This window comes from Hydrogenophaga soli (genome assembly GCF_054777695.1).
In genome coordinates, this window is sequence record NZ_BAAHAK010000001.1 from 629946 (window position 1) to 654700 (window position 24755).

General features: G+C 66.5%; 24 protein-coding genes, 1 other RNA gene and 1 riboswitch. Of the genes, 12 read left to right on the plus strand and 13 right to left on the minus strand.

The annotated features are described in order from the left end of the window. Nucleotides 1-118: 118 nt before the first annotated feature. The 3 genes from ACYVB7_RS02865 (at nt 119) to ntrC (ending at nt 3363) form a co-directional block, all read left to right on the plus strand. On the plus strand, nt 119-643 hold the full coding sequence (locus tag ACYVB7_RS02865; protein WP_460505042.1) for a hypothetical protein: 525 nt from the start codon (nt 119-121) through the stop codon (nt 641-643). Between the two features lie 6 nt (nt 644-649). Further along, nucleotides 650-1729 (plus strand): nitrogen regulation protein NR(II), encoded by a 1080-nt coding sequence (gene glnL / locus ACYVB7_RS02870; protein ID WP_460505043.1) that lies wholly within the window; start codon nt 650-652, stop codon nt 1727-1729. 92 nt (nt 1730-1821) lie between these two features. After that, on the plus strand, nt 1822-3363 hold the full coding sequence (ntrC, locus tag ACYVB7_RS02875; RefSeq protein ID WP_460505044.1) for a nitrogen regulation protein NR(I): 1542 nt from the start codon (nt 1822-1824) through the stop codon (nt 3361-3363). Between the two features lie 51 nt (nt 3364-3414). Here the strand turns inward: ntrC and xth are convergent, their stop codons facing one another. Genes xth through ACYVB7_RS02900 form a run of 5 tightly spaced genes read right to left on the minus strand, consistent with a single transcriptional unit; the run spans nt 3415 to nt 7104 of the window. Further along, entirely contained in the window at nt 3415-4206 is a 792-nt protein-coding gene (gene xth / locus ACYVB7_RS02880) for an exodeoxyribonuclease III (protein WP_460505045.1), read from the minus strand. A 54-nt stretch (nt 4207-4260) separates the two neighbouring features. After that, nucleotides 4261-4863 carry a DUF4337 domain-containing protein gene (locus tag ACYVB7_RS02885; protein WP_460505046.1) on the minus strand — a complete coding sequence of 201 codons (603 nt, stop codon included), beginning with the start codon at nt 4861-4863 and terminating at the stop codon, nt 4261-4263. Beyond that, on the minus strand, nt 4864-5358 hold the full coding sequence (locus tag ACYVB7_RS02890) for a dihydrofolate reductase (RefSeq protein ID WP_460505047.1): 495 nt from the start codon (nt 5356-5358) through the stop codon (nt 4864-4866). 26 nt (nt 5359-5384) lie between these two features. Beyond that, on the minus strand, nt 5385-6266 hold the full coding sequence (locus ACYVB7_RS02895) for a DMT family transporter (RefSeq protein WP_460505048.1): 882 nt from the start codon (nt 6264-6266) through the stop codon (nt 5385-5387). A 7-nt stretch (nt 6267-6273) separates the two neighbouring features. Beyond that, entirely contained in the window at nt 6274-7104 is an 831-nt protein-coding gene (locus ACYVB7_RS02900; protein ID WP_460505049.1) for a thymidylate synthase, read from the minus strand. A 75-nt stretch (nt 7105-7179) separates the two neighbouring features. After that, nucleotides 7180-7353: riboswitch (yybP-ykoY riboswitch) on the plus strand. An 8-nt stretch (nt 7354-7361) separates the two neighbouring features. Between ACYVB7_RS02900 and ACYVB7_RS02905 the strand changes: the two genes are divergently transcribed. Continuing rightward, on the plus strand, nt 7362-7940 hold the full coding sequence (locus tag ACYVB7_RS02905) for a TMEM165/GDT1 family protein (protein WP_460505050.1): 579 nt from the start codon (nt 7362-7364) through the stop codon (nt 7938-7940). A 10-nt stretch (nt 7941-7950) separates the two neighbouring features. Here ACYVB7_RS02905 and ffs read toward each other — a convergent pair. Next, an RNA gene (gene ffs, locus ACYVB7_RS02910) (signal recognition particle sRNA small type) lies at nt 7951-8047 on the minus strand. Nucleotides 8048-8080: 33 nt separating this feature from the next. Between ffs and dnaX the strand changes: the two genes are divergently transcribed. The 5 genes from dnaX (at nt 8081) to ACYVB7_RS02935 (ending at nt 12646) form a co-directional block, all read left to right on the plus strand. Next, a complete protein-coding gene (gene dnaX / locus ACYVB7_RS02915) occupies nt 8081-10018 on the plus strand; it encodes a DNA polymerase III subunit gamma/tau (protein ID WP_460505051.1) in 1938 nt (645 codons plus the stop codon). 26 nt (nt 10019-10044) lie between these two features. Next, nucleotides 10045-10377, plus strand: a complete 333-nt coding sequence (locus tag ACYVB7_RS02920) for a YbaB/EbfC family nucleoid-associated protein (protein WP_460505052.1) — start codon at nt 10045-10047, stop codon at nt 10375-10377. A gap of 10 nt (nt 10378-10387) precedes the next feature. After that, nucleotides 10388-11020: a recombination mediator RecR gene (gene recR, locus ACYVB7_RS02925; RefSeq protein WP_460505053.1), complete on the plus strand. Its 633-nt coding sequence runs from the start codon at nt 10388-10390 to the stop codon at nt 11018-11020. A gap of 28 nt (nt 11021-11048) precedes the next feature. Continuing rightward, nucleotides 11049-11459, plus strand: a complete 411-nt coding sequence (locus ACYVB7_RS02930; RefSeq protein WP_460505054.1) for an MAPEG family protein — start codon at nt 11049-11051, stop codon at nt 11457-11459. A gap of 128 nt (nt 11460-11587) precedes the next feature. Then, nucleotides 11588-12646, plus strand: coding sequence for an ABC transporter substrate-binding protein (locus tag ACYVB7_RS02935; protein WP_460505055.1), 1059 nt, complete (start codon nt 11588-11590; stop codon nt 12644-12646). Nucleotides 12647-12648: 2 nt separating this feature from the next. Here the strand turns inward: ACYVB7_RS02935 and ACYVB7_RS02940 are convergent, their stop codons facing one another. Both ACYVB7_RS02940 and gloB read right to left on the minus strand, forming a co-directional pair. Then, nucleotides 12649-14277 carry a lytic transglycosylase domain-containing protein gene (locus tag ACYVB7_RS02940; protein WP_460505056.1) on the minus strand — a complete coding sequence of 543 codons (1629 nt, stop codon included), beginning with the start codon at nt 14275-14277 and terminating at the stop codon, nt 12649-12651. Between the two features lie 2 nt (nt 14278-14279). Beyond that, nucleotides 14280-15071, minus strand: a complete 792-nt coding sequence (gloB, locus tag ACYVB7_RS02945) for a hydroxyacylglutathione hydrolase (RefSeq protein ID WP_460505057.1) — start codon at nt 15069-15071, stop codon at nt 14280-14282. Nucleotides 15072-15171: 100 nt separating this feature from the next. On the opposite strand from gloB, the gene ACYVB7_RS02950 reads away from it, so the two are divergent. Continuing rightward, complete coding sequence (locus ACYVB7_RS02950; RefSeq protein WP_460505058.1) at nt 15172-15996, plus strand: class I SAM-dependent methyltransferase; 825 nt, start codon at nt 15172-15174, stop codon at nt 15994-15996. Beyond that, nucleotides 15993-16433 (plus strand): ribonuclease H family protein, encoded by a 441-nt coding sequence (rnhA, locus tag ACYVB7_RS02955; RefSeq protein ID WP_460505059.1) that lies wholly within the window; start codon nt 15993-15995, stop codon nt 16431-16433. Before ACYVB7_RS02950 ends, rnhA begins: the two co-directional genes overlap by 4 nt. A 24-nt stretch (nt 16434-16457) precedes the next feature. Here the strand turns inward: rnhA and ACYVB7_RS02960 are convergent, their stop codons facing one another. Genes ACYVB7_RS02960 through ACYVB7_RS02980 form a run of 5 tightly spaced genes read right to left on the minus strand, consistent with a single transcriptional unit; the run spans nt 16458 to nt 23302 of the window. Next, nucleotides 16458-18392 carry a putative bifunctional diguanylate cyclase/phosphodiesterase gene (locus ACYVB7_RS02960; RefSeq protein ID WP_460505060.1) on the minus strand — a complete coding sequence of 645 codons (1935 nt, stop codon included), beginning with the start codon at nt 18390-18392 and terminating at the stop codon, nt 16458-16460. Then, a complete protein-coding gene (gene moeA / locus ACYVB7_RS02965; protein ID WP_460505116.1) occupies nt 18389-19726 on the minus strand; it encodes a molybdopterin molybdotransferase MoeA in 1338 nt (445 codons plus the stop codon). Before moeA ends, ACYVB7_RS02960 begins: the two co-directional genes overlap by 4 nt. A gap of 49 nt (nt 19727-19775) precedes the next feature. Continuing rightward, nucleotides 19776-20969, minus strand: a complete 1194-nt coding sequence (moaA, locus tag ACYVB7_RS02970) for a GTP 3',8-cyclase MoaA (protein WP_460505061.1) — start codon at nt 20967-20969, stop codon at nt 19776-19778. Between the two features lie 50 nt (nt 20970-21019). Next, a complete protein-coding gene (locus ACYVB7_RS02975) occupies nt 21020-22291 on the minus strand; it encodes a putative Na+/H+ antiporter (RefSeq protein ID WP_460505062.1) in 1272 nt (423 codons plus the stop codon). Between the two features lie 30 nt (nt 22292-22321). After that, nucleotides 22322-23302, minus strand: a complete 981-nt coding sequence (locus ACYVB7_RS02980; protein WP_460505063.1) for an alpha/beta hydrolase family protein — start codon at nt 23300-23302, stop codon at nt 22322-22324. 176 nt (nt 23303-23478) lie between these two features. Between ACYVB7_RS02980 and ACYVB7_RS02985 the strand changes: the two genes are divergently transcribed. Further along, nucleotides 23479-24666, plus strand: a complete 1188-nt coding sequence (locus ACYVB7_RS02985; protein ID WP_460505064.1) for a lipid-transfer protein — start codon at nt 23479-23481, stop codon at nt 24664-24666. Nucleotides 24667-24755: the final 89 nt, after the last annotated feature.

The following is a 24755-nucleotide window of genomic DNA, read 5'->3' on the forward strand; positions in this document are numbered from 1 at the left end:
AGGACGGCTTGCGCCGTCCTTTTTTTTCGCTTCCACCGGGTGTGGGGTGTGCGCGGCGGGAATTCGTGGCCGCCGTTTGCGTCATACTGCCCCATTGTTTCCATTGCAAGTTTTTTCCATGAGCCTTCACCGCATGGGTTACCTCCAATCGTGTGTGCAACAGGGCCTGCGCTGGGCCTGCCTGGGGCTGGGTGCCCTGACCGCCATGGCCCAGGCCCAGAGCGCCATCTACCGCTGTGGCAACGAGTACACCAACAGCCCCACCCCGGCCCAGAAGAAAGAGTGCAAGCTGATCGAAGGCAGCGGGGTGACCGTGGTGCCTGCGGCCGCTGTGCGCGCCGGAGCATCCAAACCAGCACCCGCCAACGACCAGCAGCCGCGGGTGGATCCACAACAGCAAAAAGCCCGCGACAACGATGCGCGCACCATCCTCGAAGCCGAACTCAAGAAGGCCGAGGGCAAGCTGGCCGCGTTGCAGCAGGAGTACAACAACGGCCAGCCCGAAAAGCGGGGCGAAGAGCTGCGCAACGTGGCCCGTTACCAGGAGCGGGTGTCGGAGCTGAAGGCCTCCATTGTTCGGGCCGAGGCCGACGTGGTGGGCCTGCGCCGTGAGTTGCAACGCATGGGCACGGCCAGCCGTTGAATGTTCATGCCGCAATCTGACTCGGGGGCGGCCGTTGCCTCCAAATTCCATGCCCTGGACCTGTTGGCCACGCTGGTGGCGGTGGTGGACTTGAACGGGGCCATCCTGTTCGTGAATGCGGCGCTGGAAGACGCCTTGGGCCTGTCCCGCCGCAGCGTGGCGGAAGCCCAGCTCAGCCAGTTTTTTGCCGAACCCGCACAGCTGGCCAATGCGCTGGAAGGCGTCAAGGTCAACGAGTTTGCCGCCTTGCGCTATGACGCCTGGCTGCGCTCGCACCACCGCGACCCGTTGCCCGTGCACGTGGTGGTGGCGCAGACCGAGGTGGAAGGCGAAGTCGTCGTCGAGCTGCTGCCGCTGGAGCAGCAATCCCGCCAGGACCGGGAAGACCGCCTCATTGGCCAGGCACAGGCCAACAAGGAGTTGATCCGCAACCTGGCCCACGAAATCAAGAACCCGCTCGGCGGCATCCGCGGTGCGGCGCAGTTGCTGCAAATGGAGCTGGAGTCGCGCGAGCTCATCGAGTACACCCAGGTCATCATCCACGAGGCCGACCGCCTGCAAACGCTGGTGGACCGGCTGCTGGCCCCGCACCGCCGCCCGCATGTGGTGGGGGACGTCAACATCCACGAGGTGTGCGAGCGGGTGCGCTCGCTCATCCTGGCCGAGTTTCCCAAGGGCTTGCGCGTGGTGCGCGACTATGACACCTCGCTGCCCGAGTTCCGGGGCGACCGCGAGCAGCTCATCCAGGCGGTGCTCAACATCGCCCACAACGCGGCCCAGGCCCTGGGCGCTCGCATTGCACAAGGCGATGCGAGCATCACTTTCCGCTCGCGGGTGGCACGTCAGGTCACGTTTGGCAAGCAGCGCTATCGGTTGGCACTGGAATTGCATGTGATCGACAACGGGCCCGGCGTGCCGGACTCGATCAAGGACCGCATCTTCTATCCCCTGGTGTCGGGGCGCGAAGGCGGGTCTGGCCTGGGGCTGACGTTGGCGCAAACCTTCGTGCAGCAGCACCATGGCCTGATCGAGTGCGACAGCCAGCCCGGCCGGACCGACTTCAAGATCCTGATTCCCCTGCCTTGAAGTCCGGCGCACGCAGCCCTCGGGCCGGTGTGCCTGGGTCTTGGCATTGAGGGCGGGGCTGAATCGAACAAGAGGCAAAAGGAAACGTGCGCATGAAACCCATCTGGATCGTGGACGACGATCAGTCCATCCGCTTCGTGCTGGAAAAGGCGCTGTTGCGCGAGAACCTGCCCACCCGCAGCTTCATCAACCCGCAAGACGTGCTGGCGGCGCTGGACGAGGACAACGACGAAATGGCCCCGCAGGTGCTGGTCAGCGACATCCGCATGCCGGGTGGCTCGGGCCTGGACCTGCTGGACAAGGTGAAGAAGAAGCTGCCCGGGCTGCCCGTCATCATCATGACGGCGTTCTCCGACCTGGACAGCGCCGTGTCGGCCTTCCAGGGCGGGGCTTTCGAGTACCTGCCCAAACCCTTTGACCTGCCCAAGGCGGTGGAGCTGATCCGTCGGGCGGTGGAGGAAAGCCAACGTGAAGAGGTGGCCGAGGAACGCATGGCCGCCACGCCCGAAATGCTGGGCCAGGCCCCGGCCATGCAGGACGTGTTCCGCGCCATTGGCCGCCTCAGCCAGAGCAACGTGACGGTGATGATCACTGGCGAATCCGGCTCGGGCAAGGAGCTGGTGGCGCGGGCGCTGCACAAACATTCGCCGCGCGCCACGGGGCCGTTTGTGGCCATCAACACCGCAGCCATCCCCAAGGACCTGCTGGAGAGCGAACTGTTCGGTCACGAGCGCGGCGCGTTCACCGGCGCGCAGAGCATGCGCCGTGGCCGCTTCGAGCAGGCCGAGGGCGGCACGCTGTTCCTGGACGAAATCGGCGACATGCCGTTTGACTTGCAAACCCGTTTGCTGCGGGTGCTGTCCGACGGGCACTTCTACCGTGTGGGCGGGCACAGCGCCGTCAAGGCCAATGTGCGCGTCATCGCCGCCACCCACCAGAACCTGGAACAGCGCGTCAAGGAAGGCGTGTTCCGCGAGGACTTGTTCCACCGCCTCAACGTCATCCGCCTGCGCCTGCCCGCGCTGCGCGAGCGGCGCGAAGACGTGCCCATGCTGACCAAGCACTTCCTGGTGCAAAGCGCCAAGCAGCTGGACGTGGAGCCCAAGCGCATTTCCGAGGCGGCCCTGCAGCGCATGGCGGCCTTCGACTTTCCCGGCAACGTGCGCCAGCTGGAAAACGTGTGCCACTGGCTGACGGTGATGGCCCCGGCCCAGGTCATTGAAGAAAAGGACCTGCCGCCCGAGGTGTTGTCGTCCCGCCCCGTGGTGGCGGGGGCTGCGGTTGCCGAGCCCGTGCTGGCCGTGGCGTCTGACAGCGGTGCTGCGGACACGGTGGCCCCGGCCGCGCCGGTGGCTGCCAGCCCGCTGCCTACCGCCACCGCCGCACCCGAACACGCCACCGTGGGCGGGGGGGCGGCCCTGGACGGCTGGGAACAAGGCTTGCAGGCCGAGGCCCAGAGCCTGCTGGAGTCGGGTCGCCTGGACGTGTGGGACGTGTTGACCCGCCGCTTCGAAACCCGGCTGATCCAGACCGCGCTGGCCAACACCCGGGGCCGCCGCATCGAGGCGGCGCACAAGCTGGGCATTGGCCGCAACACCATCACCCGCAAGATTCAAGAGTTGAATCTGGAGTGAAAAAAGCCTCCACCGCTTGATGTGCGGTGGAGGCTTGCTATTGATTTTGAATCAGGCCAGCGTCAGCACCACCGGGGCGTGGTCGCTGGGGCGTTCGTTCTTGCGCGGGGCCACGTCCACCGCGCAGGCGGTGGCGCTGGCACGAACCGCGTCCGACACCAGGATGTGGTCGATGCGCAGGCCGCGCTTGCGCTTGAAGGCAAAGTCCCGGTAGTCCCACCAGCTGTAGTTGCGCTCGGGCTGCGGGAACAGCCGCACCGCATCGTGCAGGCCCAGCCCGATCAGCGCCTGCAGGTGCTGGCGTTCTTCCGTGGTGCAGTGGATGGTTTCGCGCAGGCCTTCGGGGTCCCACACGTCCAGGTCGTCGAAGGTGATGTTGTAGTCACCCATCAGCACCAGCCGCGGGTACAGGGCCTGTTGCTCGCGCACCCAGGCGTGCAGGGCCTGCAGCCATTGCATCTTGTAGGCGAACTTGTCAGACCCCGGGGCCTGGCCGTTGGGGAAGTAGCCACCGATGACACGCACATCACCCTGCGCCGAAGGCAGGGTGGCCGTGATCAGGCGCGACTGTTCGTCGGCAAAGCCGGGGATGTTTTTCACCCCGTCCACCAACGGCACGCGGCTGATCAGGGCCACGCCGTTGTAGGTTTTCTGGCCGAACCACTGGGCGTGGTAGCCCGCCTCGGTGAAGGCCGCCACCGGGAACTTGTCGTCGGTGAGCTTGAGCTCTTGCAGGGCCAGCACGTCCACCGCACCGGGCCCGCTGGCCTGGGCGGCCAGCCAGTCCAGCACCTGCGGCAGGCGCACGCCCAGGGAGTTGACGTTCCAGGTGGCGAGTCTCATGGTTTTCAAGAAAAAAAGTGCCTCTGGCGCTTGTTTAGAAAGCGAAAGAAGCTATCAAATGTGAAGCATGGCCAGCACGCCCACGGCACCACCCGCGGCCCCGGCCACGTACATGGCGTACTCCAGCCAGCGTTTGCGGGTCAGCAGGGCGATGGCGGCCAGCGCAATCGAGATTTGCAGCACCGTGGTGGCCTGGGCCCAGCGGTGGTGCAGGTGCATCTGCTCGTCGGACTTGGTGTCCCACTCCTTGGCTTCGGCTTCCAGGCCGTCGGCCACGGCCTTGATCTCGTTCTTTTCCTTGTCGTAGCGCTCCACCTTGGCCTGGTAGGTGGCCTTCTTGTCCTCGGGGGCCAGGTCACGGGCCAGTTCGGCCAGCGACTGCTTGGTGCTCTTGGACTGGAAGTAATTCCACTGGTTGGAGGCTTCGGTCTTCTTGATGGCGGCGTTGTTCTTGTACAGCCCGGCGTTGGCCTGGGTGGCACCGCCCATGTAGCCGTACAAGGCCCCCACCGTGGCCAGGATGGCGGTGAACAGCGCAATGTGGTTGGTCATGCCTTTGCCATCGTCGCCGTGGCCATGGCCGCCGTGGGCGCCTTGTTGGGCGTGTTCCAGTTCGTGGTCGTGGGGACCGTGGACGTGAAAACCGTGTCCGGACATTCAAAACTCCTGTGTGCGTGAGTGAGTGACAAAACTGTAGCCCAGGCCCGAGGCGGCCACATGACGGTGGCGTTCGGTCTCGTGCCAGCCGGGCCCCAAGGTGGGGGCGAAGGCGTCGCCTTCAAAGTCGGCGTCGATTTCGGTGACCACCACGCGCTGCGCCAGCGGCAACGCCTGGGCGTACACCTGGGCGCCGCCAATCACCCAGACCTCGGGTTGGTCTTTCAAATGTTGTAGCGCACTTTCCAGGTCTGAAAAGCGCAGGGTGCCGTTTTCGTTCCAATCAGCGTTGCGGGTCAGCACCACGTTGATGCGCCCGGGCAGGGGCCGAAAACGCGGGGGCAGCGAGTCCCAGGTGCGTCGCCCCATGACCACCGGGCAGCCCAGCGTGGCGGCCTTGAAGTGCGCCAGGTCTTCGGGCAGGTGCCAGGGCAGGGTGTTGTCGCGCCCGATCACGCCGTTGCGGGCGCGGGCATAAATCAGGTTCAGTCGCATGGCAGGCTCACTGGGGTGGGCAGGGGTCAGGTTTTGGCGGCACGCGGCGGCAACAACACCGCGGCAATGGCCACCATCACCAGGGCCACGGCGGCAAAGTCCTGCCAATGCGGCCATTCCCCCACGATGACGGTGGCGCTGAGCGTGCCGATCAGGGGGATGGCCATGATGCTCATGGCACTGGTGGCCGGGGGCAGCTTGCGCGCCAGGCTGAACCAGATGATCTGCGCCACGCCGTAGTTGATGAACACGCCAAACACCAAACTGCCCCACATGGCCGGGCTGAACTGGAACCGGGGCCAGGGTTCGAACACCCCGGCCAGCACCCACACGCAGGCGCCGGTGAGCAGCATCATCCACACCACCAGGGCCTCGGTGGGCAGTGTCAGGGGGCTGCGGCGCATCAGTTGGGTACCCAGCGCCCAGGTCAGCGCGGCCAGTTCCATCCACAACACGCCTTGCGGACGCCCGGCCAGGTTTTGCAGCTCGTGCACCAGCAGCAGGGCGATGGCCCCGCCCACCGCCAGCGTGGCCCAGACCACACGGCGGTTGAGCTTCTGGCCGAAGAAGGCCGCGCCCAGCAGCACGGTCCAGATGGGCATGGTGAAGCCCAGCACCGCGGCCCGGCCCGAGCTGAGTTCCTTCAGCCCGAAGATGGAGATGGTGTGCCAGCCCAGCATGTTGGGCACGGCCAGGGTGGCCACCGTGCGCCATTCAGCCCGCTCGGGCCACATGCGCAAGCCGCGGGCGCGGAAAAAGAAGAACAGCCAGGTGGCGCCCAGTGTCATGGTGATGGCGCGAAAGTACAGCGGCGACAACTCGCGAAGCGACAGCTTCATCATGGGCCAGTTGACGCCCCACATCAGCGTGAGGGCCACCAGGGCCAGCAGTTGTTTGCGGCTGAGCATCAGCGGGTCAAACGGCCACGGGGGCCTTGATGGCCGGGTGCGGGTCGTAGCCTTGCACCTCGAAATCGTCCAGCGTGTAGTCGAACAGGCTGTCGGGCTGGCGCTTGATGTGCAGCGTGGGCCAGGGGCGGGGTTCGCGGCTCAGTTGCAGGGCCACCTGTTCGGTGTGGTTGCTGTAGATGTGGCAGTCGCCACCGGTCCAGATGAAGTCGCCCACGTCCAGGTTGCACTGCTGGGCCACCATGTGGGTCAGCAGTGCATAGCTGGCGATGTTGAAGGGCACACCCAGGAAGATGTCGGCGCTGCGCTGGTACAGCTGGCAACTCAGTTTTCCACGGCCACCGGGCTCGGTGGCGGGGGCCACGTAGAACTGGAAGAAGGCATGGCAGGGCATCAAGGCCATCTGGTCCAGCTCGGCCACGTTCCAGGCGCTGACGATGATGCGGCGGCTGTCCGGGTTGCGGCGCAGGGTGTCCAGCACCTGCTGCATCTGGTCGATGTGGCCACCGTCAGGGGTGGGCCAGCTGCGCCATTGCACGCCGTACACCGGGCCCAGGTCACCATCTTCTCGCGCCCATTCGTCCCAGATGGTGCAGCCGCGCTCTTGCAGCCACTTCACGTTGCGGTCACCGCGCAGGAACCACAGCAGCTCCAGGATGATGCTTTTCAGGTGCACCTTCTTGGTGGTGACCAGCGGAAAGCCCTCGCTCAGGTCAAAGCGCATCTGGTACCCGAACACGCTGGTGGTGCCGGTGCCGGTGCGGTCGGCCTTGAACACGCCATTCGTGTGCACATGGCGCATGAAGTCTTCGTAGGTGGAGCGGGTGGCGGTCGTCATGGCCGGGCGGGTTGGGGAAAAGAACCGACCAGTATAGGTCCGAGGACAGACCGCCCGCGCAGGGCTGGTATCATGCGCCCCGTCATTGGGGAGTAGCCGCACTTCATCCGCTGAAGTGGCGCGTGTCAACACACTTGTCCTGGGTAGGACATGGCACCCGCAGTCCCTGCACCTGGCAAGACCTTTGACCACAGCGCCTCCGTTTCTGGCCGGGGATGCGCCGTGGTCAACTGCGTTCACCGGCCAAGGATGTGTTCATGGAATCCCTGTTTGTGTCCACCGGCGTGGTGGCTTTGGCCGAAATCGGCGACAAAACCCAACTGCTGGCCTTCTTGCTGGCGGCCCGCTTCAAAAAGCCTTTGCCCATCATCCTGGGCATTCTTGCGGCCACCATCGTCAACCATGGCTTGGCCGGGGCCTTGGGGGCGTGGATCGTGTCGTCCCTCAGCCCCAGTGTGATGCGCTGGGTGCTGGGCCTGTCGTTCATAGCCATGGCCGTGTGGACGCTGATCCCCGACAAGATCGAAGACGAAGAAACCCAGATCGCCAGCCGCCTGGGCGTGTTCGGCGCCACGCTGGTCACCTTCTTCCTGGCCGAAATGGGCGACAAAACCCAAATTGCCACCGTGGCCATGACGGCCCATTACGCCGCCCCGGTGATGGTGGTGATGGGCACCACCCTGGGCATGCTGATTGCCGACGTGCCGGCGGTGTTTGTGGGGGACAAGCTGGCCAGCAAGATCCCCATGAAGCTGGTGCACACCATCGCGGCCCTGATGTTTGCCGGGCTGGGCGTGGCGGTGCTGGTGGGGGCGGGGCAGTCGCTGGGACTGTGAGAAGAGGGGGGGTGACGAGCCTTGACCCCGGCACTGGATTCACGGTTAGGGCTGCTTGGTTCCCCACCTGACCCGGTTGGCCGCTTCACCATGCGGGAAGGCCCGTCACCCCGAATTGTAGCCGCCTAGAATCGCACCCCATGTCTTACGTCGTCCTGGCCCGCAAATACCGCCCCAAGAATTTTGCCGAGATGGTCGGGCAGGAGCACGTTGTCACCGCCCTGGGCAATGCCCTGGCCACGCAGCGGCTGCACCACGCCTACCTGTTCACCGGCACCCGCGGGGTGGGCAAGACCACGGTGTCGCGCATTCTGGCCAAGTCGCTCAACTGCGTGGGGCCGGACGGGCAGGGCGGCATCACCGCCACGCCGTGCGGTGTGTGCCCCGCGTGCACCGACATCGACAGTGGCCGGTTTGTCGACTACACCGAGCTGGACGCCGCCAGCAACCGCGGCGTGGACGAGGTCCAGGCCCTGCTGGAGCAGGCGGTCTACAAGCCGGTGCAGGGACGCTTCAAGGTCTTCATGATCGACGAGGTGCACATGCTCACCAACACGGCGTTCAACGCCATGTTGAAGACGCTGGAAGAACCGCCCGAGTACCTCAAGTTCGTGCTGGCCACCACCGACCCGCAAAAGGTGCCGGTGACCGTGCTCAGCCGCTGCCTGCAATTCAACCTGCGGCCCATGGCCCCCGACACGGTGTTCGAACACCTCACCCGGGTGCTGGCCGCCGAAGGCGTGGCCGCCGACGCCCCGGCCCTGCGCCTGCTGGCGCGGGCCGCTCGCGGCTCCATGCGCGACGCCCTGAGCCTGACCGACCAGGCCATTGCCTTTGGTGGTGGCAGCTTGGCCGAAGCGGGCGTGCGCCAGATGCTGGGGGCGGTGGACCGCAGCCATGTGTTCACCCTGATCGACGCCCTGGCCCACAGCGACGGCGCCCAGGTGGTGCAGACCATCGAGGCGCTGCGCCTGCAGGGCTTCAGCGCCGCCTCCACGCTGGAAGACATGACGCAGGTGCTGCAACGCATGGCCGTGGCCCAGCTCACCTCGGTGCAACCCGACCCGTCCGACCCCGAAGGCCCCGAGGTGCTTCGCCTGGCCGAGGTGTTGCCGCCCGACCAGACCCAGCTGCTGTACCACCTGTGCCTGAACGGACGCACCGAACTGGGCCTGGCCCCCGACGAATACGCCGCCTTGCTGATGGTGCTGCTGCGCCTGCTGGCCTTCCAACCCGGCGCAGCGGAAAAAAAAAGCCTGAAAACCAGCACCCCGCGGCCTGAGCGCCCCGCTGCGCCACCGCCTGTGGTGGCGGTGGTGCCTGAGGAGCCTGTTGCATCTCCAATGGCCGTGGCCCCTGAGGTTCACGCCGCGCCGCCGTCTGTGGCGGCGTCCTCCCCCCCGCCGCAACCCGTGGCCGCCCCCCCGTTGGAAGCGCTGCCGGTGGTGCAGCCCGTGGCCCCGCTGGCAGCCTTGCCGGTGCGGGAGGGGGTTGCCCGTGCGGCGGAGGTGGACCCAGAGCTGGGTTCTGGATTTAAGGAAAATTCGGGTCTAGCGCTTTCAGATCAAGCGCGATCAGCTATTGAAGTTGTAGCGGTTCCCGTGCGGGAGCTGCCCGAGCCAGAGGCCCCCGCCATTCCCGTGCCCATGCCTATGCCCATGCCGCAGGGGGCCGCCACCGCCGACGGCGAGTTCTGGTTTGCGTTGGTGCAGGACATGATCCGCGCCGAAACCATCGGGGCGCTGGTGCGGGAGTTGGCCTTGCAGTCGCAACTGGTGGCCCGCGACGACACCGACACCCCCGCACACTGGATGCTGCGGGTGGAAAACACCTCGCTCAACCAGGCCAACGCCCGCGACCGCCTGCAACAGGCCCTGCAACGCCACGGGCATGCGGTGCGCCTGGTGGTGGAGGTGGGCAAGGTCAGCGACTCACCCTCGCGCCGTCTGGCCGCGGCCGCCGCACAGCGGCAGGCCGAGGCCGAGCAGGCGGTGCTGCAAGACCCGTTCGTGCAAAAAATGATGCGCGACTTTGGCGGCAAAATCGTGCCCGGAACGTTGCGGCCTCTGTCCGCCTGATTTCACATTCACACACAAGGAATTCCATGTTCAACAAAGGACAGCTCGCCGGCCTGATGAAGCAAGCCCAGGCCATGCAAGACAACCTCAAGAAGGCCCAGGACGAACTGGGGCTGGTCGAGGTCACGGGCGAGTCGGGCGCAGGCCTGGTCAAGGTCGTCATGACCTGCAAGCACGACGTCAAGCGCGTCACCATCGACCCCTCGCTGCTGGCCGATGACAAGGACATGCTCGAAGACCTGGTGGCCGCCGCCTTCAACGCCGCCGTGCGCAAGGCCGAGGAAACCTCCCAGGAAAAAATGGGCAAGATCACCGCAGGCATGCCCGGGCTGCCGGGCGGCATGAAGTTCCCGTTCTGAAGCCCACCCTGTGGCCGACGCCCATGCGCTGGATGCGCTGACCGACGCTTTGCGCCGCTTGCCCGGCGTGGGGGCCAAGACGGCCGCGCGCATGGCCTACCACCTGTTGCAGCACGACCGGGCGGGGGCGATCCAGATTGCCGCCGCCCTCAGCCATGCGGTGGAGTCGGTGCGCCACTGTGCGCTGTGCCACACCTTCACCGAACAGGTGGTGTGCAGCACCTGCCTGGACCCGGCGCGCAACCGCCAGCAGCTGTGCGTGGTGGAAACCCCGGCCGACCAGGCCGCGCTGGAGCGCACCGGGGCCTACAAGGGCCTGTTTTTTGTGCTGATGGGCCGCTTGAGCCCGTTGGACAACGTGGGGCCGCACGACATCGGCCTGCAATACCTGTTCGACCGGCTCCACGGGGCCGAACTCGACACGCCGCCGGTGAGTTTTCCGGCGGTGAGTGAACTCATCCTGGCCACCAACTTCACGGCCGAGGGCGAGTCCACCGCCCACATCATTGCCCAGGCGCTCAAGCACACCGGCATGCAGATCACGCGGCTGTCGCGTGGCGTGCCAGTGGGCAGCGAGCTGGAGTACGTGGACTTGGGCACCATCGCCCATGCCCTGGTGGACCGCCGCTCTGCCGTGGGCTGACGCGCCGACTTTCGAAAGACCCTGAACCGTGATTCAACCGCATTTCACCGTGGCCCACGCCTGTGTGCTGGTGGCCGCCTTGTTGCCTTTTGCCTGCGCTGTGCTGGCCAAATGGGGCCAGTTCAAGCGGTCCCCCAAGGACGGTGGTTATGACAACCACCAGCCGCGGGCCTGGCTGGCCCGTCAGACCGACTGGCGCGCCCGCGCCAATGCGGCCCAGGCCAACAGCTTCGAGGCGCTGCCGTTTTTCATCGGGGCGGTGCTCATCGCCCTTCAGCTGCAAGCTCCGCAGCTGAAGCTGGATGTGCTGGCCCTGCTGTTTGTGTTCACGCGCATCGTCTACATCTTCCTGTACGTGGCCGATTTGCCCACCCCCCGCAGCGTGGCCTGGGCGGTGGGTTTGCTCCTCAACATCGGCATTCTGTTCCTGGGGGCTTGAGCCCCTGTTGGGCGTTCTCCCGCTTGCGTAGGGGAAACCCGCTCGGGTGTGTTCCCGATGCTGGGTGACAAGGTCCCCGCTAGGCTCGGGGCATGCCTGCCGATGCAACGCTTTTGTGTTCTCGCCCGGTGGCTGATGAGCTCAGCCGCCGGGCGTTGCTGCGTCTGGCGGTGCCTGCATTGGCCGCAGGGGTGGCCGGGGCACCAGGGCCGACGTGGGCCGCGGCCTCGAATTCGCGGGGGCGAACGGTGCTCAAGATCGCGATGCCCCGCACCGCCTCCGTGGCCGGCCTGCCGTTGCAGCTGGCCGGTGACTTGGGCTACCTGGACGCCGAGGGCTTGGACGTGCAGTGGGTGCCGGTGGCGTCCGACGTGGCGGCGGCCCAGGCCCTGGCGAGCGGTCGGGTGCAGGCCGCGGCCATTGAATACACCCAGGTGCTGGCCCAGCGCGCCCGGGGGGTTGAACTGTGTGCCGTGGTGCTACAGACCCGAGCGCCCTTGCGCGTGCTGGCCGTGCAACCCCGAGGGACGGCGGGGGTGGCCAAGTCGGGGGTGGAACTTCGCGGGCGTCGCCTGGGCGTGCCGCCGGACCTGGCCTGCCAGTTGATCATCGAGCGCACGCTGCAACTGGCTGGGTTGGCGGGGGCCGATCTGCCAGTGCTGGCCTTGGCCGAACCGCAAGAGGTGCTGGATCAGTACCGACAGGGTGCCATTGACGCCCTGTGCCTCGACTCCACCCTGGTGTCGGGCCTGGAGCTGCGGGGCGAAGTGCGGCTGGTGGCCGACACCCGCACGGTGCGCGGAACCACCGAGGTGCTGGGGGGCGCGGTGCCCGGGCTGGCGGTGTGTGTGCAACGGCACAGCCTGTCCCACCAGGAAGCGGTGTGCCAGGCCCTGGCCCACGCGGTGGTCCGGGCGCTCAAATGGCTGCGCACGGCGGGCCCGTCAGACTTGGCCCGTGTGTTGCCCGAAGCCGCTTTGGGGCCGGATCGGGCGCAGTACCTGGCGGCGTTTGAAAAGTCGCGTGACGGCCTGTCCACCGATGGTCTCATGCCCGACGCGGCGGCGGCCTCGGCCTTGCTGGCGATGCTGCGGCTGGACACCAGCTTCACGCGCCTGCACCCGGTGCTGGCGGAAACCTACACCAACGAATACGCCCTGAAGGCCAAGCAGCGCTTCCGGGTCTGAGCTCACTTGCCTTTGGGCGCCACCTTGGGCTTGGCCGGGCTTCGCACGGGCTTGGCAGGAGCCGTCTGTCGGCTGGGCTTGGGGGCCACGGTCGTGCGGTTGTTGTTTGGTTTGGCCGCATTGCTGGTGGACTTGGTGGCGGCGACCAGCAGCACTTCCTTCAGCAGGGTCAGGTTCTGGCCTGCCTTCAGGCTGGTCTTGGTGCCGAGTTTGTTCCAACTGGCCAGGTCGGCGGCGCTGACCTGGTGACGCCGCGCCAGGCTTTCCAGGGTGTCGCCCTTCTTGGCCTGGATGCTGATTTTGCGGGTCACCTTTTCGGGCTGGAAATCGAGGCGGGCGTTGTCCGCCAGTTGCTCGGGCACTTCCTGCTGTGCATGGCCCAGCCGGGGCACCAGCAGGGTGGAGCCGGCCTTGACCAGCATGCCGGGCGGGATTTTGTTCAGGCTGCGCAAATCGCTTTCCGGCATGTCAAAGCGTTTGGCAATGTCGGCGGTGCGCATGCTGCTGGGCACGGCCCAGGCGGTCCAGGTGGCCAGCGGGCCCATGTGGAACTGCAGGTTGCGTTTGAAAATGGCCGCGTTCTCCCAGGGCAGCAGGATGTTGGGGGTGCCTGCCGCCAGGATGACCGGGCGGTGAATGGACGGGTTGAGGGCGCGGAAGTCCTCCTCGTCCAGCTCGGCCAGCCGGGCCGCCAGCGTCACGTCCAGGTCACGGTCCAGCGCCACGGTGTCGAAGAACGGGTGGTTCTCGATCAGGGGCAGGCGCACGTTGTGCTCGGCGGGGCTGGCAATGATGTTCTTCACCGCTTGCAGCTTGGGCACGTACATGCGCGTTTCCATGGGCATGTTGAGGTCGGCGTACCCGGTGGGCAGGCCCTTCTTCTGGTTGCGCTCGATGGCCTTTTTCACGCTGCCCTGGCCCCAGTTGTAGGCGGCCAGCGCCAGGTGCCAGTCGTTGAACATGTCGTGAAGCATCTGCAGGTAGTCCAGCGCGGCCCGGGTGGAGGCCAGCACGTCGCGCCGGTCGTCGCGGAAGATGTTCTGCTTGAGGTCAAAGTCCTTGCCGGTGGCGGGCATGAACTGCCACATGCCCGCCGCTTTGGCGCTGGAGACGGCCTGGGGGTTGAAGGCGCTTTCGATGAAGGGCAGCAAGGCCAGTTCGGTGGGCATGTCGCGCCGCTCCAGCTCTTCGACGATGTGGAAGAGGTACTTGCGAGACCGTTCGGTCATGCGGAACACATCGTCGGGGCGGCTGGTGTACCAGTCCACCCGGTCGCGCACGAGGTCGCCTTCCAGGTCGGGCATGGCAAAGCCACGGCGGATGCGGTCCCAGAGGTCGGCCGGCGGGGTGAGCGAGGTCACCGTCAGGCTGTAGGCCGACCCGGGTTGAATGGGTTGCAGCGTGTCGGATGGCCACAGTGGACCCGCGCTGCGGCGTGTGCTGCGATCCGCTTGCGGGGCCGCGGTGCCGGAGGATGCTTCCACTTGGATGCCCGAGCCGGACCCCGCAGAAGCGCCGTTTGTGGGCAGGGTGTTGCAGCCGCTCAGCAGGGCCAACCCACACAGGCAAACGCTCAGCAGCCACAGGCGCCAGGTGCCCGACGGGCCGCGGGCAACAAAGGATTGATTCATGGTCAGAACAGGTTTTTCCATTCACGCAGCAGTGCAAACGACCGCGTGGGGGCATCCAACCCGGCGTGGCGCGCCAGCACCTCCGGGTGCTGAAGGGCCCAGGCCTGTGCCGCGGCCTGCAAGGCAGGCCGATGGGCACGCAGGAAGGGGTTGATGGCGTTTTCGGTGCCCACGGTGGTGGGCAGGGTGGGTTGGCCCGCTTCGCGCCGTTGTTGGCAGCGTTGCATCCAGTGGGCCAGTTCGGCGTTGTCAGGCTCGGTGGCCAGCGCAAAACGCAGGTTGGACAGCGTGTACTCGTGGGCCGCGCACACCAAGGTGTCATCGGGCAGGGCGGCCAGCTTTTGCAGCGAAGCCCACATTTGCGAGGGGGACCCTTCGAACAAACGCCCACACCCGCCCGAAAACAAGGTGTCGCCACAAAACAGCCACCCGGGCGAACCGGTGCAGTGGTAGGCCACGTGCCCGGCGGTGTGGCCGGGCACGTCCAGCACCTGCCAGCGCTGGCCCAGCAGGTTCATGGTTTGGCCGTCGGCCACACGTTGGGCGGCCAGTTGCGGGCATTCGGTGGCCGGGGCCCACACGGTGGCGTTGTGCTGGTTGTGCAGCTCGGCCACGCCGCCCGTGTGGTCGGCATGGTGGTGGGTGACCAGGATGTGGGTCAGCCGAACCGACTGCGATGCCAGCCACGCCGACACCACCGATGCATCGCCCGGGTCCACCACCACCGCTTCGCCCTGGTGGTGGAGCACCCAGATGTAGTTGTCGGCAAATGCGGGCAGGGGGACAAGTTGCATGGGCAAAGCAGACAGAAGATGGAGGTTGCCCGGTGCATGGCGGCACTCTGCGGCATGATGCGCACTGGATACGCCGAACGACAAAAGGTTCAGCCAGCACATGCAGCGCGAAATTATAGGTTTGGACGATTGGTGGCAGACCGCCCCCGGGCAGCGCTTGTTGGCGTGGGAGCAAGCCTGTCTGGCCGAGTTGCTGGCGGATGTGTTCGGGTTCAACGCCGCCCAGTTGGGCGTTCCCGAAATGGACGCCTTGGCCGCCAACCGCATGCCGCACCGCTGGATGGTGCACACCCACACCGCCACGGCGCGGGTGATGCCGGTGGCCGGTGTGGTCCCGGCCATGCCCGCGCTGCTGGTGTGCGACCCGGCCGCGCTGCCGCTGCCCGAGAACAGCATGGACCTGCTGGTGCTGCCCCACACCCTGGAGCAAAGCGCCGACCCGCACGAGGTGCTGCGGGAGGTGGAGCGTGTGCTGCGCCCGGAAGGGCGGGTGGTGGTCACCGGCCTCAACCCGCTCAGCCTGTGGGGGCTGAGGCAGCATCGATCCCACCTGTACGATCGCTTGGGGCTGCAGCGGCTGGCCCAGCGGGCCTTGTTCCTGCCCCGCTCGGGCGAGTTCATCGGGCACTGGCGCCTGCGCGACTGGATGCGGCTGCTGGGCCTGGAGGTGGACACCGTGCGTTTTGGCCTGTACCACCCGGCGGTCCAGTCGGAGCGTTGGTTGCAGCGTTACGAATGGATGGACCGCGGGGGCCGCCGCTGGTGGCCGATACTCGGGGCCGGTTACGCCATGGTGGCCGTCAAGCGTGTGCGCGGCATGCGCCTGCTGGGGCCGGCCTGGAAACCGTATTCAGCCGCCCGGGGCCCGCGCGTGAGCGTGGCTCCACGGGGGGCGGCCCATTCTTCGAACGAAAGTCAGATTTGAATCAGGTTGTCATTTACACGGACGGGGCCTGCAAAGGCAACCCCGGGCCCGGTGGCTGGGGCGTGCTGATGCGCTCCGGTCCCCACGAGAAAGAGCTGTGTGGCGGTGAGTCCGCCACCACCAACAACCGCATGGAGTTGATGGCGGTGATCCAGGCCCTCCAGGCCCTCAAACGCCCCTGCCAGGTCAAGCTGCACCTGGACAGCGAGTACGTGCGCAAGGGCATCACCGAATGGATTCACGGTTGGAAGGCCAAGGGCTGGGTGACCGCGGCCAAGCAGCCCGTCAAGAACGCCGATCTGTGGCGCGAGCTGGATGCCCTGGTGTCCGGCGGCGGGCATCGCATCGAGTGGCATTGGGTCAAGGGCCATGCCGGGGACCCGGGCAACGAACGGGCCGACCAGCTGGCCAACAAAGGCGTGCCTTCAGGTCGTTGAGGGCGTTGACGGTGTTGAGGGCGCTCAGGGTGTTGGGCGCGTGGTGGGCAGGCTGGCCAGCCAGTCCTCGGGGGGCTGTGGTCGGCTGAACAAAAAGCCCTGCAGCCCATGGCAACCGTGGGCCAGCAGAAAGTCGGCCTGGTCTTGGGTTTCGACCCCTTCGGCCACCACCTCCAGCCCCAGCACCCGCGCCATGGAGAGGATGGTGTCCACGATGGCCACGTCGTTGCCGTCGTGCGGCAAGTCGTCCACAAAGCTGCGGTCGATCTTCAGCTCGTGCAGGGGCAGCTTTTTCAGGTAGCTCAGGCTGGAATAGCCGGTGCCGAAGTCGTCAATGGAGAAGCGGATGCCCTGGTCTGCCAGGCGGTTCATGGCGGCAATGGTGTCGGTCTGGTCGGTCACCAGCAGCGATTCGGTCACCTCCAGCATGAGCGAAGAGGGCGGCACGCCGTGCCGTTTCAGGGCCGACAGCAGGTGTTGGTCGAACCCTGGCTGGTGGAACTGCTTGGCACTGATGTTGATGGCCAGCGGGCAGGTCACGCCGCGTTGTTGCAGTTCTTGCGCCAGTTTGCAGGCTTGCTCCAGCACCCAGTCTCCCAGGGGGAGCACCAGCCCGCTGTGTTCGGCCAGCGGGATGAAGCGGGCGGGCGACAGCGGTCCGCGGGTGGGGTGGGTCCAGCGGACCAGGACTTCGGCCCCCACCACCTGGTGCTGCGCATTGACCTGGGATTGCACGGCGATGTGAAGACCGCCGGTCTGGATGGCCTGCCCCAGGTCGTGTTCCAGTTGCATGCGGTCCACCAGCGCTTCGCGCATGGCGGGCTCGAAAAAAGCCACTTGGTTGCGGCCCAGGGCCTTGGCACGGTACATGGCGGTGTCGGCTTCGCGCATCACGTCGTCCACCGTCATGTGGGGCCGGTTGAGCAGGCTGACGCCAATGGAGGTGTTGACGTGGTAGTGGATGCCCCCGGCCAGGTTCATGGGTTGCTCCAAGCACTGGCGCAGCCGCTGGGTCAGCTGCAGCACCTGGGTGCGGATGTCCTGCCCCGGGTCCTGGGGGGGGCGGAACAGCACCACGAATTCGTCTCCTCCGCTGCGAGCCACCAGGGAAGGGGCGCTCACCTCGCCCGTCAGTCGCTGGGCCACCTGGATGAGCACCTGGTCACCTTCCAGGTGGCCGTAGGTGTCGTTCACGTCCTTGAAGTTGTCCACGTCAATGAACAGCACGGCCGATGCTTCGCCCACCTGTCGGCTGCGCAGCAGGGTGTGGCGCAATTGGTCGTGCAGCATGCGCCGGTTGGGCAAGCCGGTGAGGTTGTCGCTTTCGGCCAATCGGCGGTGGGCCTCCTGGGCTGCGCGGGCTTCGCCCAGGGCGGCATCCAAACGCCTGAGCAACACCGCCGCTGACACGGCAATGAGGGTGTTGATGGTGATGAAGTTGAAGGCCAGCAGGCCCCACTTCAGCGCGGGTTCGTCCACCAGGGGTTCGGCTTCCAGGGGGATGTCGGCCCACCAGGCCCAGCCAAACACCCCCAAGCCGATCAAGGCCACCAGGCGCAGCGCCATCCAGCGCCCCAGGAACAAGGCCGCCATGACCGGAACGGCGGACAGCCACAGCAGGCCATAGGCCCCGATGCGGCTCACCATGAACGACACCCCCACCCCGGCGACCAGCAGCACCACGCCACTGGCGCGCACCTGGTGTGACAGGTGGCGGTAGTGGTGGAGCGCCAGCAACAGGCCCCAGGCCACCACATCGGTCACCACCATGACCAGGTCGTTCTTGTAGAGCGCCACGGCAATGCCCAGCATCACCAGGAAACTGCCCAGGGGCAGCGCCACACCCAGCATGGTCAGCAGCATGTCCTCTCGCCAGTGGTCCAGTCCGCTGGACGGCGTGGCGTCGTCCAGGGGCCGGGTCCAGCCGCTGTCAGGAGGCCGGGTGTGGCCGGGGCTCATCCCAGCGCCCCTTCGAACATCATCACGTCCACCTCGTCGCCCACCTGCACGCTGCCTTGGTGGTGGTGCAGCACGATGAGGCCATTGGCTTCCACCATGGAGCGCAACACCCCCGAGCCCTGGTTGCCCGTGGTGCGCACCTGCAGGCTGCCGTCGGCGGCGGTGGACACGGTGCCGCGTTGGTATTCGGTGCGGCCCGGCTTTTTGCGCAGGGGCTCCAGGCTGCGGGCCTTGAGCATCACTGGGGTGCAGCTTTGGCAACCCATCATGCGCAGCAGCGCCGGGCGCACAAAGGCCAGGAAGGTGACCATCACTGCCACCGGGTTGCCCGGCAGGCCAAACAGAACGGTGCGGCCAAAGCGGCCCACGGCCATGGGGCGACCCGGGCGCATGGCAATGCGCCAGAAGGCCACGCCGCTCTGGCCGCTGGGGTCGGCAGCGGCCAACTGCTTCATGACGGCCTTGGTGTGGTCGGCCTCGCCCACGCTGACCCCGCCGCTGGTGATGATGGCGTCGGCCTCGGCCGCCGCCCGGCGGAAGGTGGCTTCCAGGGCCCCGGGTTCGTCCCGGACCACGCCCAAATCCAGCACCTCGCAGCCCAGGCGTTGCAGCAGCCCGAACACGGTGTAGCGGTTGCTGTCGTACACCGCGCCTTCGCGGGGGGCTTCGCCCAGGCTGAGGATTTCGTCACCCGTGGAAAAGTAGGCCACCTTCAGCCGCCGCCACACGGTCACGGTGGGCAGGCCCAGGCTGGCGGCCAGGCCCAGGGCCGCGGGGGTGAGGCGCTGTCCGGCGTGCAGGGCAGGGCGGCCTTGCATCAGGTCTTCGCCCATCAGGCGGCGGTTGTCACCGGGTTGCACCACCCCGGCGGGCACGGTCACCGTGCCGTCGGGGCCGGGTTGGGTCAGCTCCTGCGGCACCACCGTGTCCAGCCCGGCGGGCATGATGGCCCCGGTCATGATCTTCACGCACTCGTGGCGGCTGACGGTGTCCACCTCGCCTTGCCAGGCCTTGCCTGCGAAGGCCGTGGGCCCCACCGGGCGCAGCACCAGGGGCTGGCCTGGGGCCAGGGTCTGGAACACCCGGCTGTCGAAGGCGTAACCGTCCATGGCCGAGTTGTCGTGGGGCGGCACGCTGACGGGCGACACGATGTCCGCCGCCAGGATGCGGTGGTGGGCCTGCATCAACGGCAGGGTTTCGGTGGCAGGGATCGGTGTGTCCCAGGCGCCCAGCGGCTGCACCAGCCGGGCCAGGAAGTCGCCCACCGCGTCGGCACTCAACGCTTGCGGGTCGTACCCCTGGAGTTCGGCTGCAATTTGTTCAATGTTTTTGATGTCCATCGCTTTATTTGTTTGATGTATTTGCTACAAATAAAGAAGTAAATCAGCCGCCGATGTAGCTCATCTCGATGCGCCGTCCCGACACCTGGGCCACGTCGGGGGGCAGGCTGGCGCGCAGTTGCGAGTAGCGGTCGCTGCGGCCCTGCCAGATGGCGGCAATGGCGCTGGCCAGTTCGGCATCGCTGGCGGGGCGGGCCAGCGAGCCTGGGTGGGTGTGGGTGCCGCGCAGCAGTTCGCGCAGGTCGTGCCCCTGGGTGGCAAACAGGCACAGGAACAGCTTGCCCTCGGTGGACAGGCGGGCGCGGTTGCAGTCACCGCAAAAGGCCTGGGTCACGCTGCTGATGACGCCGATTTCGCCCAGGGCGGGGTCGTGCTGTCCGTCGGGTCCTGCATAACCCCAGCGCTCGGCGGTTTCGCCCGGGGCCGACGGGTCCAGGGGCACCAGCGGCAGCTCGGCATGGATGCGCTGCACCACCTCGGCGCTGGGCAGCACTTCGTCCATGCGCCAGCCGTTGGTGGCGCCCACGTCCATGTACTCGATGAAGCGCAGGGTGATGCCGCTGCCCCGGAAATGCCGGGCCATGGGCAGGATCTGGTCGTCGTTGGTGCCGCGCTTGACCACCATGTTGACCTTCAGGCCCGAGGGGCGGCCATCGGCGGCGGCACCCAGCCCCACGGCCTGCGCGGAGGCCAGGCCGTCGAGCACATCGGCCACCGGAAAGTCCACGTCGTTCATGCGGCGAAACACCGCGTCGTCCAGCCCGTCCAGGCTGACGGTCACGCGGTTGAGCCCGGCGTCTTTCAGCGCCTGGGCCTTCTTTTTCAGCAGGCTGCCGTTGGTGGTGAGGGTGAGGTCCAGCGGCTGACCGTCGGGCGTGCGCAGCTGTGCCAGCATGTCCACCAGGATTTCGACGTTTTTGCGCAGCAGCGGCTCGCCCCCGGTGAGGCGGATTTTTTGCACGCCGTGGGCCACGAAGCTGCGCGCCACCCGGGTGATTTCCTCGAACGACAGCAGCGAACTGTGCGGCAGGTAGGGGTAGTCCTTGTCGAACACCTCCTTGGGCATGCAGTAGTTGCAGCGGAAGTTGCAACGGTCGGTGACGCTGATGCGCAGGTCGCGCAAAGGGCGGCCCAGCGCATCGGACAACAGCCCGGTGGCGGCAATGCCCTCAGGGGGCACATGGGCCGCCAGGGTTTGCATGCGGTGGTCCACGACCGGAATGACGCGTTCAGACATGGCGGGGATTATCGAAGGGCTGCAATGGTTGCGCCAAGGCTTTGCTCAGGTCAGAGCAGCCGAAAGGCCGCCATCGCCACCAGGGTGGGGGGCAGGGCGGCCAGCAGCAGGCCCAGGGGGTGGATGGTCTGCTCGTGAAAACGGCTCCGCAGAATGGCCACCCCGGCGGGGTTGGGGGCGTTGGCGATCACCGTCAGGCCGCCGCCCGTCACGGCACCGGCCACCAGCGCCACCTTGAACTCGTCGCTCAGGCCCTCCACCAGCGAGCCCAGGTAGGTCAGGGCCGCGTTGTCGGTGATGGCCGTGAGCGCCGTGGCCCCGAAAAACACCGCGTTGGCATCCAGCTTCAGCAACAAGGGCTGGAGCCACCAGGCCTGCTGCCCACCCAGCACCACCAGCCCGGCCAGGAAAAAAGCCACCAGCAGCGCCTCGCGCAGGATCAGCGGGTCCTGGTGGCGGGGGTAGGCACTGGCAAAACCCATGAAGAACAGAAACAGCCCCATGAACACCACTGGGTGGTGGCTGAACACCACCACGCCCACCAGAAACACGGCATGCACCAGCACCACCGCCCACGGGGCCTGCGGCGTGCCGTCAGCGTCAGGGGGGGCCATGCGGGCCACTTCCTTGCGGAACCACCACGCGGCGGCGCTGGCGTTGACGGCCACTGCCAGGGCGGCTTTCCAACCAAAGTGCGTGAGCATGTAGGCCATGTCCCACTGCCACACCCCCGCCACCATCAGCACCGGCGGGGCGGCAAAGGGCGTGAGCGTGCCGCCGATGGACACGTTGACGAACAGCACCCCCAGCGTGCCGTAACGCGCCCGGTTGCTCAGGTCGTGCTGCAACAGGCTGTCGCGCAGCATCAGCGCCGCCAGCGTCATGGCCGCCGGTTCGGTGATGAACGAGCCCATCAACGGCACCACCGCCAGCACCACCCAGTACATGGCCACGCCAGACGGCAAAGGCAGCGCGGCGGAGAGGGCCTCCACCAGGCGCGCACTGCTTTGCAAAATGGGGCGGGTGGCCGCAATCACCATGATGGCAAACACAAACAGCGGCTCGGTGAAGTTGCGCGTTTCCAGGTAGTCGAGGGCTTGCTTTTGCCCTCCCGTGGCAAACATGAACACGGCCAGCACCAAGGCCCAGAAGCCAAACACCACCTCCACCTCGCCCAACCAATGCCACAGACCGGCATGCCGGGGCTGGGTGTGGGCCAGGTGCTCGAAGAACTTGGTGGAAAACGTGTGCACCACGGCCAGTGCGAACAGCAGGGCGCCAATGGCTTCGGTCAGGGTGGGAGCGAGGGCGGATGCGGTCATCCGGCCATCATAGGGGTGGGGGGGATGGCCTCAGTTTGCAGTGGTTGTTGCGCCCAATGTCCGAACAAAGAACAACGCGATGGCTTTGTTCAACTCAGGGACCTCGCGCGTTCGATCGAATGCCGGAGGGTCATTCAGCAGCGTGTGGGCGATGGTCCCTGGCTGGAATGGCGGGAGTGGGGACAGCATCGCACCATGGCCTGCATTTGCCAGATCGGTCAGCACCTCGCACCGTGGGTGGCAGGCCGTCTGTATGGCTTTCACATGGAACTCGGGAACCTGGTTGATGTCCTGTTCGGCGATCACCAGGCCCAGCGGAACACGTGGATGGGTCAACGATACGGGTGAAAAATCCGCCGCAAACGGCACCATGGCCACCACGGAGCGGACACGGTCATCGGTGTGCTTTTGAACAGTGCTGTCACCAAACCGCCATTGGATGATTTGTTTGGCGAGCCACAATTTCAGGCCATCAAGCCAGTTGTCACGCAACAAGGTGGTGAACCCGACACATGACGAAAAATCCTTTTCGATGTGTTGCAGGCAGTGGTCGCGGAATTGGGTCTCCGACCACTCTCCTCCCGCCAATGTGAGTGCGGTGTGTCCACCCGCCGATCCACCGAAGACCCCCACGGCATCCAGTTGCAGCAGTGGGGCCAGGCTGGGAGCGGCCTTCAGCTGGTCGATGGCTTGGCTCACCTCGTGAGGTCGGCGCTTCCAGCTCGCTGGGCCGGGCTCCGAGGGATCGAGGTGGTTGTCGCCAGCATGTTGGGGCAGGGCCACCACAAACCCCTGCTGCACCAGGGCGCGCGCCAGATCGGTGTGCACCCAAGGGGACCCGCCAGACCCGTGGGAAATGACAATCAGCCTTCCGTTGCCCCGCAGGGGCAGGCCATCCGCGGCCCATGACAGCTGAAACGGACCTTGGCTGACGGCTTTTTCTTCGGCCAAGGTGGGATAGAAAACGCTCGTGGTTCCACCGTCAGGTTGTGCCAAGCGGATGTAGCCCATGTGCACCAAGGGCTGCGCAGCCAAAGGCAATGAGGCCATCAGCCCCCATGCAGCCGCGAAAATGAAGCGTGAGACACATCGGATGTTCATGGGGTGCCCATGTTAAGCCGCAGACTCCTTCAGCCAAGTCTGCGCCGATTCACAATGCAGCATCCTGTTGTGAAGGTGGCCTGCCCATGTCCTCTGCCGTATGCGTTGCCGGTGTCGGCATGACACCTTTTGCCAAGCCCGGTGCCCATGCGCCCTATCCCGACATGGCCGCGCAGGCGGTTCGGGCCGCTTTGGTCGATGCCGGACTTGACTACATCGACCTGCAGCAAGCCTATGTGGGTTATGTGTACGGCGACTCCACCGCCGGGCAGCGGGCGCTGTACGGCGTGGGCATGAGCGGCATTCCCATCGTCAACGTCAACAACAACTGCGCCACCGGTTCCACGGCGCTGTTCCTGGCCCGTCAGGCCGTGGCCAGCGGTGCGGCGGACTGTGTGCTGGCGCTGGGTTTCGAGCACATGAACCCCGGGGCGCTGGGCAACGTGTTCACCGACCGGCCTTCGCCCTTTGACCCGTTTGACGACGCCACCCGCCAGCTGGTGGGGCGCGACGACATTCCGCTGGCCATCCGCTACTTTGGCGGGGCCGGGCTGGCCCACATGCAGCAGCACGGCACCCGGCTGGAGACCTTTGCCGCCATTCGCGCCAAGGCCAGCCGCCACGCCGCCCGCAACCCCGTGGCCCTGCTGCGCAAGGAACTCACCGTGGACGACGTGATGGCCGCGCCCATGTTGTGGGAGGGCGTCATGACCCGGCTGATGGCCTGCCCGCCCACCTGTGGCGCGGCGGCGGCCGTGTTGGTGAGCGAAGACTTTGCCCGCCGCCACGGGCTGAACAGCCAAGTGCGCATCCGGGCCCAGGCCATGACCACCGACACCTCGACCACGTTCCAGGCCGGGGACATGCGCGAGGTGGTGGGTTTTTCCATGGCCCGCAGCGCGGCCCAAAAGGTGTACGAGCAGGCCGGGGTGGGCCCGCAAGACCTGGACGTGGTGGAACTGCACGATTGTTTTGCGCAGAACGAGCTCATCACCTACGAGGCCCTGGGCCTGTGCCCACCCGGTGGGGCCGAGCGTTTTGTGCTGGACGGTGACAACACCCACGGCGGTGCCGTGGTCACCAACCCCTCGGGCGGGCTGCTGAGCAAGGGGCACCCGCTGGGGGCCACCGGCCTGGCCCAGTGCACCGAACTGGTCCAGCAGCTGCGTGGCCAGGCCGAGGCCCGTCAGGTGCCCGGTGCCCGCCTGGCGCTGCAACACAACCTGGGCTTGGGCGGGGCCTGTGTGGTCACGTTGTACGAGGCCGTCGCATGACATCGTCCCCCATGACCACGGTGCCACTCAACACCCGCTTCCTCAAACCACGCCAAAGCGTGTGCCACGGCAGCACCACTTGCGCCTTG

Bases quoted from the DNA above. Each gene is read 5' to 3' on its own strand.
- ACYVB7_RS02940 (WP_460505056.1), bottom strand. From the start codon at position 14,277: ATGAATCAATCCTTTGTTGCCCGCGGCCCGTCGGGCACCTGGCGCCTG.
- ACYVB7_RS02985 (WP_460505064.1), top strand. From the start codon at position 23,479: ATGTCCTCTGCCGTATGCGTTGCCGGTGTCGGCATGACACCTTTTGCC.
- ACYVB7_RS02975 (WP_460505062.1), bottom strand. From the start codon at position 22,291: ATGACCGCATCCGCCCTCGCTCCCACCCTGACCGAAGCCATTGGCGCC.
- ACYVB7_RS02905 (WP_460505050.1), top strand. From the start codon at position 7,362: ATGGAATCCCTGTTTGTGTCCACCGGCGTGGTGGCTTTGGCCGAAATC.
- ACYVB7_RS02885 (WP_460505046.1), bottom strand. From the start codon at position 4,863: ATGTCCGGACACGGTTTTCACGTCCACGGTCCCCACGACCACGAACTG.
- ACYVB7_RS02920 (WP_460505052.1), top strand. From the start codon at position 10,045: ATGTTCAACAAAGGACAGCTCGCCGGCCTGATGAAGCAAGCCCAGGCC.
- ACYVB7_RS02890 (WP_460505047.1), bottom strand. From the start codon at position 5,358: ATGCGACTGAACCTGATTTATGCCCGCGCCCGCAACGGCGTGATCGGG.
- glnL (WP_460505043.1), top strand. From the start codon at position 650: ATGCCGCAATCTGACTCGGGGGCGGCCGTTGCCTCCAAATTCCATGCC.
- gloB (WP_460505057.1), bottom strand. From the start codon at position 15,071: ATGCAACTTGTCCCCCTGCCCGCATTTGCCGACAACTACATCTGGGTG.
- ntrC (WP_460505044.1), top strand. From the start codon at position 1,822: ATGAAACCCATCTGGATCGTGGACGACGATCAGTCCATCCGCTTCGTG.
- ACYVB7_RS02900 (WP_460505049.1), bottom strand. From the start codon at position 7,104: ATGACGACCGCCACCCGCTCCACCTACGAAGACTTCATGCGCCATGTG.
- dnaX (WP_460505051.1), top strand. From the start codon at position 8,081: ATGTCTTACGTCGTCCTGGCCCGCAAATACCGCCCCAAGAATTTTGCC.
- xth (WP_460505045.1), bottom strand. From the start codon at position 4,206: ATGAGACTCGCCACCTGGAACGTCAACTCCCTGGGCGTGCGCCTGCCG.
- ACYVB7_RS02950 (WP_460505058.1), top strand. From the start codon at position 15,172: ATGCAGCGCGAAATTATAGGTTTGGACGATTGGTGGCAGACCGCCCCC.
- ACYVB7_RS02865 (WP_460505042.1), top strand. From the start codon at position 119: ATGAGCCTTCACCGCATGGGTTACCTCCAATCGTGTGTGCAACAGGGC.
- ACYVB7_RS02895 (WP_460505048.1), bottom strand. From the start codon at position 6,266: ATGCTCAGCCGCAAACAACTGCTGGCCCTGGTGGCCCTCACGCTGATG.
- moaA (WP_460505061.1), bottom strand. From the start codon at position 20,969: ATGTCTGAACGCGTCATTCCGGTCGTGGACCACCGCATGCAAACCCTG.
- ACYVB7_RS02980 (WP_460505063.1), bottom strand. From the start codon at position 23,302: ATGGGCTACATCCGCTTGGCACAACCTGACGGTGGAACCACGAGCGTT.
- ACYVB7_RS02960 (WP_460505060.1), bottom strand. From the start codon at position 18,392: ATGAGCCCCGGCCACACCCGGCCTCCTGACAGCGGCTGGACCCGGCCC.